The organism is Lachnoclostridium sp. MSJ-17 (assembly GCF_018918205.1).
Taxonomy (GTDB): Bacteria; Bacillota; Clostridia; order Oscillospirales; family Acutalibacteraceae; genus Ruminococcoides.
On the sequence record NZ_JAHLQB010000112.1, the window covers coordinates 22,728 to 30,900 of the forward strand.

The 8,173-nt window shown below is 54.5% G+C and carries 9 protein-coding genes; 1 reads left to right on the plus strand and 8 read right to left on the minus strand.

The features are described 5' to 3' along the window. Positions 1-16 precede the first annotated feature (16 nt). Positions 17-1,084, plus strand: coding sequence for an ABC transporter substrate-binding protein (locus KQI64_RS09295; protein WP_216524481.1), 1,068 nt, complete (start codon positions 17-19; stop codon positions 1,082-1,084). 89 nt (positions 1,085-1,173) lie between these two features. Here KQI64_RS09295 and KQI64_RS09300 read toward each other — a convergent pair whose 3' ends face one another. The 8 genes from KQI64_RS09300 to KQI64_RS09335 all read right to left on the minus strand — a co-directional run. Beyond that, positions 1,174-2,586, minus strand: a complete 1,413-nt coding sequence (locus tag KQI64_RS09300) for an oxaloacetate decarboxylase subunit alpha (protein ID WP_334299541.1) — start codon at positions 2,584-2,586, stop codon at positions 1,174-1,176. A gap of 8 nt (positions 2,587-2,594) precedes the next feature. Next, positions 2,595-2,960: a DUF2118 domain-containing protein gene (locus KQI64_RS09305; protein ID WP_216524486.1), complete on the minus strand. Its 366-nt coding sequence runs from the start codon at positions 2,958-2,960 to the stop codon at positions 2,595-2,597. A gap of 49 nt (positions 2,961-3,009) precedes the next feature. Next, positions 3,010-4,323 (minus strand): carboxyl transferase domain-containing protein, encoded by a 1,314-nt coding sequence (locus tag KQI64_RS09310; RefSeq protein WP_216524487.1) that lies wholly within the window; start codon positions 4,321-4,323, stop codon positions 3,010-3,012. Between the two features lie 76 nt (positions 4,324-4,399). Continuing rightward, complete coding sequence (locus KQI64_RS09315) at positions 4,400-5,152, minus strand: pseudouridine synthase (protein WP_216524488.1); 753 nt, start codon at positions 5,150-5,152, stop codon at positions 4,400-4,402. After that, the gene (locus tag KQI64_RS09320; RefSeq protein WP_216524489.1) at positions 5,145-6,260 is read right to left on the minus strand and encodes a D-alanyl-D-alanine carboxypeptidase family protein; all 1,116 of its coding nucleotides are present in this window, start codon (positions 6,258-6,260) and stop codon (positions 5,145-5,147) included. Before KQI64_RS09320 ends, KQI64_RS09315 begins: the two co-directional genes overlap by 8 nt. Before the next feature lie 45 nt (positions 6,261-6,305). After that, the gene (ytfJ, locus tag KQI64_RS10665; RefSeq protein WP_216524490.1) at positions 6,306-7,427 is read right to left on the minus strand and encodes a GerW family sporulation protein; all 1,122 of its coding nucleotides are present in this window, start codon (positions 7,425-7,427) and stop codon (positions 6,306-6,308) included. 18 nt (positions 7,428-7,445) lie between these two features. Further along, positions 7,446-7,997: an SMC-Scp complex subunit ScpB gene (gene scpB, locus KQI64_RS09330; RefSeq protein WP_216524491.1), complete on the minus strand. Its 552-nt coding sequence runs from the start codon at positions 7,995-7,997 to the stop codon at positions 7,446-7,448. Beyond that, positions 7,994-8,173: hypothetical protein (locus KQI64_RS09335; RefSeq protein WP_330623088.1), on the minus strand; the 180-nt coding region annotated here is incomplete at its 5' end. The genes KQI64_RS09335 and scpB, both read right to left, overlap by 4 nt.

Consider the following 8,173-nt stretch of genomic DNA (forward strand, 5'->3'; position numbering starts at 1 on the left):
TTTGGAGGATTGGGAAATGAAAAAAATCTTAGCCATCGCTCTCTGCGTTGTTATGCTCGGCTCCTTCGCGGCAATGTTCGCGGGCTGCGGCAAAGCCGACGCGGGAGAAGTAAACGTGTACAACTGGGGCGAGTATATCGCTGAGGGTCAGGACGGTCTGATGAACGTTATCGAGGAATTCGAGAAGGAAACGGGCATCAAGGTCAACTACACCACCTACGAGACCAACGAGGACCTTTACAATATGCTCAAAAACAGCAACGTCAGCTACGACGTTATTGTTCCCTCGGAATACATGATTTCGAAGATGATTAAGGAAGGCATGCTGCTCGAGCTCAACTACGACAACATTCCGAATTACAAGTATATCAACGACCGCTTCAAGGGTCTTGACTGCGACCCCGACAACAAGTACACCGTTATTTATCAGTGGGGCGTTACAGCTCTTGTTTACGACAAGACAAAGGTCGAGAACACTCCCAAGAACTGGGACGCTCTCTGGGACGAGGATCTCAAGGGCGACATTCTGATGTTCAACAACAGCCGCGACGCAATGGCTATCGCGATGCAGACTCTGGGCATCGACCCCTCCAACTGCACCAAGGAGGACATCGACAAGGCGAGCGAGAAGCTCCGCGAGCAGAAGCCGCTGCTCAAGAAGTACGTAATGGACCAGGTATTCACCGAGATGGAGACCTCTCAGTCCGCGATCGCTCCGTACTACGCCGGCGACATCGCCGCTATGATGGACGAGAACGAGGATCTTGACTACTGCCTGCCCGATTACGGCTCAAACCTGTTCTATGACGCTATGTGCATTCCCACCTGCAGCAAGAACAAGGAAAACGCCGAGAAGTTCATCAACTTCATGCAGAAGCCCGAAATCGCCGCCGAGAACTGCAAGTATCTCCGTTACGGCTGCGCTAACGACGAGGCTGTAAAGCTGCTCGACGATGAGATCAAGAACAACGAGCTGACTCTGCCGAGCGACGAGTACCTCGACAAGTGCTACGTATTCGGCAACCTCGACCCCGAGGTTTACGAGTACATGCAGGAGCAGTTCGTAAAGATCCAGGCGGAATAATCCATAAACAAGCTGAGACCCGACGAAAATCGGGTCTCTTTTTTATACAAAAATCAGGGACAGCCGGAGCTGTCCCTTATCTTCTGCCCTTATACGGGGTGTATCATATTCTCTTTGTCGAGCAGATCGCCGTTGATGCCTGCCTTGGCGTTTCTGCGCTTCTCAAAGAAGTCGAGCGCAACCTTCGGGAACTGGGCGTAGGAGAGAACGTCCTCCTCCTGCTCGATCCACTCTGAAATCTCGCCTCTGAGCTTGTCGAGCTCGGGTTCAAGTCGGTCTGCGGGTCTGCCGTGGATGATCTCCATGTCGCCGCAGATCTTCTTCTGGAACTCAGGGTCGATAGGCATCGGAGTCGTGCCGTACTCGCCCGCGACCATGCCCTTGAATTCTCTGGTGCACATGCTGTAGCGTTCGCCGGTGATCACGTTGAATACAGCCTGTGTGCCGACGATCTGTGAGGTCGGGGTGACGAGCGGCGGATAACCTGAATCCTGACGTACGCGCGGAACCTCCTCCAGAACCTCGTCGAGCTTATCCTCCTTGCCCGCCTGCTTGAGCTGCGAGAGAAGGTTTGAGAGCATTCCGCCGGGAACCTGATAAATCAGCGCCTTCGCGTCGGTAGCGAGCATCTTGTGGTCGAGCAGACCGTTCTCGATGTACTTGTCGCGCAGAGTCATGAAGTACGCGCGTATCTCAGCGAGCTGACGGATATCAAGACCTGTGTCGTACTCCGTACCCTGAAGCGCCGCGACCATTGACTCGGTGGGAGCGTGAGAGGTGCCCAGAGCGAGAGGGCTGATAGCGGTATCGATTCCGTCCGCGCCTGCCTCGACAGCCTTAAGAAGGCACATTGAAGCAAGACCGGAGGTGTAGTGGGTGTGGAGCTGTACGGGCATCTCGGGAAGCGCCTGCTTGAGCGCCTTGACAAGACTCTCGGCGCGCACGGGTGTGAGAAGCGCCGCCATATCCTTGATGCAGATCGAATCCGCGCCGGCGTCAGCGATGCGCTTTGCGTACTCAACGTAATACTCGTCGGTGAAAACGGGACCGGTGGTGTAGCTTATCGCAACCTGAGCGTGGCCGCCCTCGCGGTTAGCCGCCTTGATAGCGGTCTGCAGATTCTTGATGTCGTTGAGCGCGTCGAAGATACGGATAATATCTATGCCGTTCGCGATAGAGCGCTGTACGAGATACTCGACGCAGTCGTCGGCGTAATGACGGTAGCCGAGCATGTTCTGACCGCGGAAAAGCATCTGGAGCTTTGTATTGGGGCAATGATCCTTGATCGTGCGGAGTCTTACCCACGGATCCTCGTTGAGGAAGCGAAGGCAGGAATCGTAGGTCGCGCCGCCCCAGCATTCGAGGGAATAGTAACCGATCTTGTCGAGCTTGTCGAGAATCGGGAGCATATCCTCGGTTGTCATTCTTGTCGCAATCAAAGACTGGTGCGCGTCGCGCAGAGCAGTCTCAGTTACTCTGATTTTCTTTGCCATATTGCAGATTCTCCCCTTTAGTTCAGTGTAACAAGTACCTTGCCTGAATCAACAGCCTCGCCCTTGGCTACGTCGATCGTGGCGACTGTGCCGTCCTGGGGAGCCTTAACGGGAGTTTCCATCTTCATAGCCTCGATGAATACGAGGTCGTCGCCCGCCTTTACAGCCTGTCCCGCGGAAACAACAACGTTAACAACGGTGCCGGGCATGGGAGCCTTTACTACAATGCTGCCTGCCGCGCCTGCGGGTGCTGCGGGCTTTGCTGCGGGAGCGGGAGCCGCGGCTGCGGGTGCTGCGGCTGCAACAGGTGCAGAGGAACCTGAAAGCTCCTCGACCTGTACGTCATACGCGGTGCCGTTTACGGTGATTCTAAGATTCTTCATGTTTGATTTCCCCTTTATGTCAGTAATGTTCCGATGGAACGGTATTTTATCAGATAGTGCTGTGCTTCTTCGCGACGGTCGGTACCCTCTTGCCCGAGAGCATTTCAAGCGCGGAAAGCAGAGCAGCTCTCAGCTCGTAAAGCTCGACAATGCCGTCGACATAGCCGTTCTGAGCGGCGTTGAACGCGCCGAGCTTCTCCTGAGCGAACTTTTCCGCTGCAGCCTTCTGCTCCGGAACGGGAACCTTCATCTCATCGGGAGCCATGATGAACGCGGCAGCCTCGATATTTACGGGAGAAATGACCGCCTCGGGAAGAGCGTAAACCACGTCGGCATTAGCGCCTGTGCCCGCGAGAGCGATGTAAGCGGATCCTACAGCCTTGCCTACAACGACTGAAATCTTCGCTGTCGTAGCCTCGGCATAAGCTGAGGTGAGCTTGGATGCGGCTTTAAGACACTCAAAGCCCTCGCAGTCAACGAAGGTAACTACGGGAAGTGAGAAAGCGTCGCAGAAGCGGACAAACTTTGCCGCCTTGTTCGCGGATTTGCAGTCGAGCCTGCCGCCTGTGGTGCGGACTACGCCTACGACCTGTCCGCCGAGACGTGCAAGACGGATACGCGCGTTGTCGCCGCAATCGTCCGCTATGCGCAGCTTTGAGCCTGCGTCGACGAGCTTGCTGACGATGCAGTTGGTGTTCTCTCCGTCGGGCTCCGCGCTGTCGGACTGCGGCGCGGGATTAAGGTTATTGGAGGGAAGATATGTCATCAGCTCTCTTGCCTTCGCGACCGCGTCGGAGCTGTCCTTCGCGATAAAGGAAGCGGTGCCCTTCTTTGCGTTTGTCTGCGCGTCGGCGTCCTTGCCTGTAACGTCGAGAGAAAGCTGAGCGTCCTCTGTCATGATAACAAAATCGGCGCTTGCCGCCGCTAAAGCGTTAGTACCTAAGCAGGTGCCTGTTACAACGGAGACCTGAGGTACCGCGCCCGAAATCTTTGAGGCGTATTTCAGCACCTCGCCCGCGCCCGCGAGAAGCTCTGTTCCCTGAGCGAGTCTGCCGCCCACGCTGTCATAAAAACCGACAACGGGTGCTCCTGTCTTTAACGCGAGAGCGTAAAGCTTTTTGAGCTTGGCGGTCTGCGCCTTGCTGAGAGCGCCGCCGCTGATATCGCTGTTCTGGGCGAACGCGTAAACGGGCAAGCCCTCAACGGTGCCGTAACCCGCGACCGCCTCGGCAAAGCCCTCGCCTGATTTAACGAAAGCGTCAATCTCGCAAAAGCTGTCAGCGTCAAAAAACTCCGTGATTGTCTTGTACGCGGAGGTCGCTGTGATTTCAGCCCTTGCGGCATTGATTTGTTCCATACTCATTACATTATTCCTCCAATGCCAAATTACTCAAACATCTTATAGTATACTACAAAATGAGAAGAAATACAATAGATTTTTAAATTACCCTGCCGTTTACGATCGGGTTCGCGAGAAGATTTTTGACTTCCTTCTCTGTCAGGTCGCGCCAGTCGCCCTGCTTGAGCATACCCATCTTGACGCCGCCTATCTGTGTGCGGCGGAGCCTTGCGACCTCCAGTCCCACCGCGGCGCACATCTTGCGTATCTCGCGGTTCTTGCCCTCGTGAAGAATCATCTCGAGCACTACGCGGTTAGCCTCCTTGTCCTGTACGAGGACGTGGACAATCGCGGGAGCGGTCTTTTTGCCGTCTATCTCAACGCCCGTCTCGAGCTTGACTAGCTGTTCCTCGGTGATATTCGGGCGCACGGTGACGCGGTAAAACTTGTACACGCTGTTGCGCGGATGCATGACCTTGTTGGCGAATTCGCCGTCGTTTGTGAAAACAAGCATGCCCTCGGAGTCTTTGTCCAGCCTGCCGATGGGGTATACCCTCTCGCCTACGTCCGCGACAAGCTCGGCTACGCATTTTCTGCCCTTTTCATCGCTCATTGTGGTGACAAAGCCGCGCGGCTTGTTGAGCATTATGTAGCGGTACTTGGTTCGGGGCATGACGACCCTCTTGCCGCTGACAAAGACCTTGTCCTTGTCCGTAACCTTGTCGCCGAGGATAGCGGGCTTGCCGTTGATCTTGACCTTGCCCTGCAAAATCATCTCCTCAGCCTTTCGCCGCGACGCTATGCCGCACTGAGCCAAAAATTTCTGTAATCTTATCGGTTCTTTTTTATCCATGTATAAACAAATCCTTTATCCAGTCAAAAAATCCTCTTTTGCGCTGTTCAGGCGCGTCAGCCGCCGCGATTAGCGGTACCGAGCCGAGAAGCTCTCCGTCCGCGAGGTATTCTATTCTGCCGACCTGACTGCCTTCCTCAACCGGCGCGTAGAGGAAGTTGTCGAGCATGACCCTGCGCTCTGTCCCGGCGTTTGCTGAAACAACTGCGGAAAAATCCCTGCCACCTGCAACGGGAACGGAGCCGCTTTCACCGCCGGCGAGCGGAACATCGAGCCTGAATTCGCTGTCGGTGAAGCTCAGCGCCTTGAACATCGAAAAGCCGTAGTCGTACAGCGAAATGTGATCGTTCCAGTCGCTTTTATCGTTCAGCGTAACGCAAATAAGCGTCAGACCGTCCTTTTTTGCCGCGGAAACAAGACACCTGCCCGCAGCCTGTGTATAGCCCGTCTTGCCGCCTATGCAGTATTCATAGAGCGAGAGCAGACGGTTGTGGTTATTATATGTCACGCGCTTGTCATGCGGCTCGCGGAACACGACCTGAGCGTTTTTCTGTGAGGTGAGGTCAGCGAAATCCTTGTTTTTAAGACCCTCCGCCATCAGCAGAGCGAGGTCATAGGCGGTGCTGTAGTGGCCGTCGTCATCGAGTCCGCTCGGCGTGACGAAGTGAGTATTATTCATGCCGAATTCCGCCGCGCGCTCGTTCATAAGCCGAGCAAAACCCTCAGAGCTGCCGCCGATAGTGATCGCCGCCGCGTTTGCCGCGTCGTTGCCCGAGGACATCATCATGCCGACCGCAAGATCGCGCAGGGTGACCTGTTCACCCGGCTTGAGGTACATCGAGCTGCCCTCGGCAATCATTTCGTTTGTAAAGGTGATGATATCGTTGCCCTTCGCGGCGCTCTCAAGCGTAATCAGCGTCGTCATAAGCTTTGTGGTGCTTGCGGGCTTCATTCGCTCGTTTTCGTTCTTTGAAGCGATGATCTCGCCGTTGTCCGGGCAATAGAGCACAAACGCCTGAGCGCCCGTTTCGGGAACCTCCGCGGCGCGTGCTTTGACCGGAATAAACGCTAAAACTGCGCAGAGCAAAATTGCGGCTGCCTTTTTCATAGGAATCCCTCCCGCTTAATATTACGCGGAAGGGCTCTTATTTATTCAGATATCGATATCGTCCACGGTTATTTCGGAGAAGTCGTCCGCCTCGGCAATTTCGCCTTCCTTTTTCTTCTTGCGCTCTCCGACGAACTCCTTGACCTTGGAAACAACGTCGGGAATCGCGTTGATCACGCCGTCAAGCGCCGACTTGTTGCCGTCGACGGGAATCAGACGCACGTTGCCCTGATAAACCGTCAGGAAGGCTACAGGCTGGATCGTAACGCCCGCGCCCGAACCGCCGCCGAAGCAGTCCTTGTTCTCCTTCTTTGTGGGAAGGTCGGAACCGCCCGAGGCAAAGCCGTAGCTGACCTTGGAAACAGGGATAATCAGCGTGCCGTCAGCCGCCGTGATCGGAGTGCCGACGATGGTGTTGACGTCGATCATCTCTTTGATTTTTTCCATTGTGATGTTCATTAAGCTGCCGATTGGATGTTCCATATCACTCTCTCCTTTATTTGAAGTCTGTTCATTCAGGAATTTTTCAAGCTCCTCTGTTTTGCCGCGTCTGAGCGCGAGCAGGAGCTTTATTACTCTGAAGCCGTATTTGAACACCAGACCGACGACCCAGATGATTCTGATTCTGATGTCGATGTCGGCGTAATATACGGACTCATCCTTTTCATTGAAATCCGGCGCGATGTCTACGCCGTAGTGCCTGCAGTGGGCAACGTCAGCGAGAATGCTGACAGCGGGATATACCGAAAGGCAGAAGTAGCCGTACTTGACGGCGGTATCCTGCGCGTCCGAGCCGACATAGGTGATACTTACCTGCAAATTGCGTATCACGAGGTGCTTGAAGAAATCCTTCATTACACCTGCGGCGAGAGCCGCGATCTGCCGTATCAGATCGACAAACCAGCCTATGCCCTTTTCCTTGAGCAGGCTTGGTTTTTTCTCCTTCGGCTTTTCCTCCTGCTTTTTCTCCTTCTTGGGCTCTTTCTTCTTTTTCTTCTTTTCTTTTTTGGGCTTTTTCGGCTTGGGCGGATAAAGCTTTATAGTCACAAAGCCGATTTTCAGCTCCGCGATGAATCCTTCGTTATAACAAGCCCTCACCCCGACGGGTATGAGCAGAATAAGCAGTAAAAAGAGGATTATTCCGATTAATATATACAGCCAGAGCAAAATAACCCTCCCTCATTTTTATTCCTCAGCGGTTTGTGCTTCAGGCTCGTCCTTTTTTTCATCCTCGGGAAGCGGCGGAAGCTCGTCAAGGCTCCGCAGATTAAAGCAGCGCAGAAAATTCTCCGTCGTGCCGTACAAAAGCGGACGTCCGGGAAGCTCCAGCCTGCCCTTCTCCTCAATCAGATCCTTAGACGTCAGGCTGCCGATAACTCCGCTGCAGTCAACGCCTCTCACCTGCTCGACAAACGCCTTTGTTACGGGCTGGTTGTAGGCGACAACCGCGAGCACCTCGAGAGCCGCCTGCGAAAGCGGCGTGTTGCGGCGCAGATCCATAACTGTGCGTATCTGCGGCGCGTATTCCTTGTTTGAAATCATCTGGAAGGAATTATCAAGTCTTAATATTGTTATTCCCCTATCGGCGGCTTTATACTCCTCAATCAGCGCTTCGGCATACTCAACCGCCTGTTTTTCGCTGATTTCGAGCGCTTCGGCGATTCGCGAAGCCTCCACCGACGAGCCGCTCGCGAAGAGTATCGCCTCGATCGCGGCGGTGTAGTTCAATTCACTCATTCTCTGTCCCCTTCAATCATTCTCACGACGGCATGCTCGCCCTCGCCCTCAATGCGCACACGCTTGCCCTTGACGAGCTCGAGAGTCGCGAGAAAGGTCGCGACAAGCTCGCTTTTGCCGTCGCACGCCTCAAAAATCTCGTGGTACTCAAGCCGCTTTCCGTGGCGGAGTCTTCG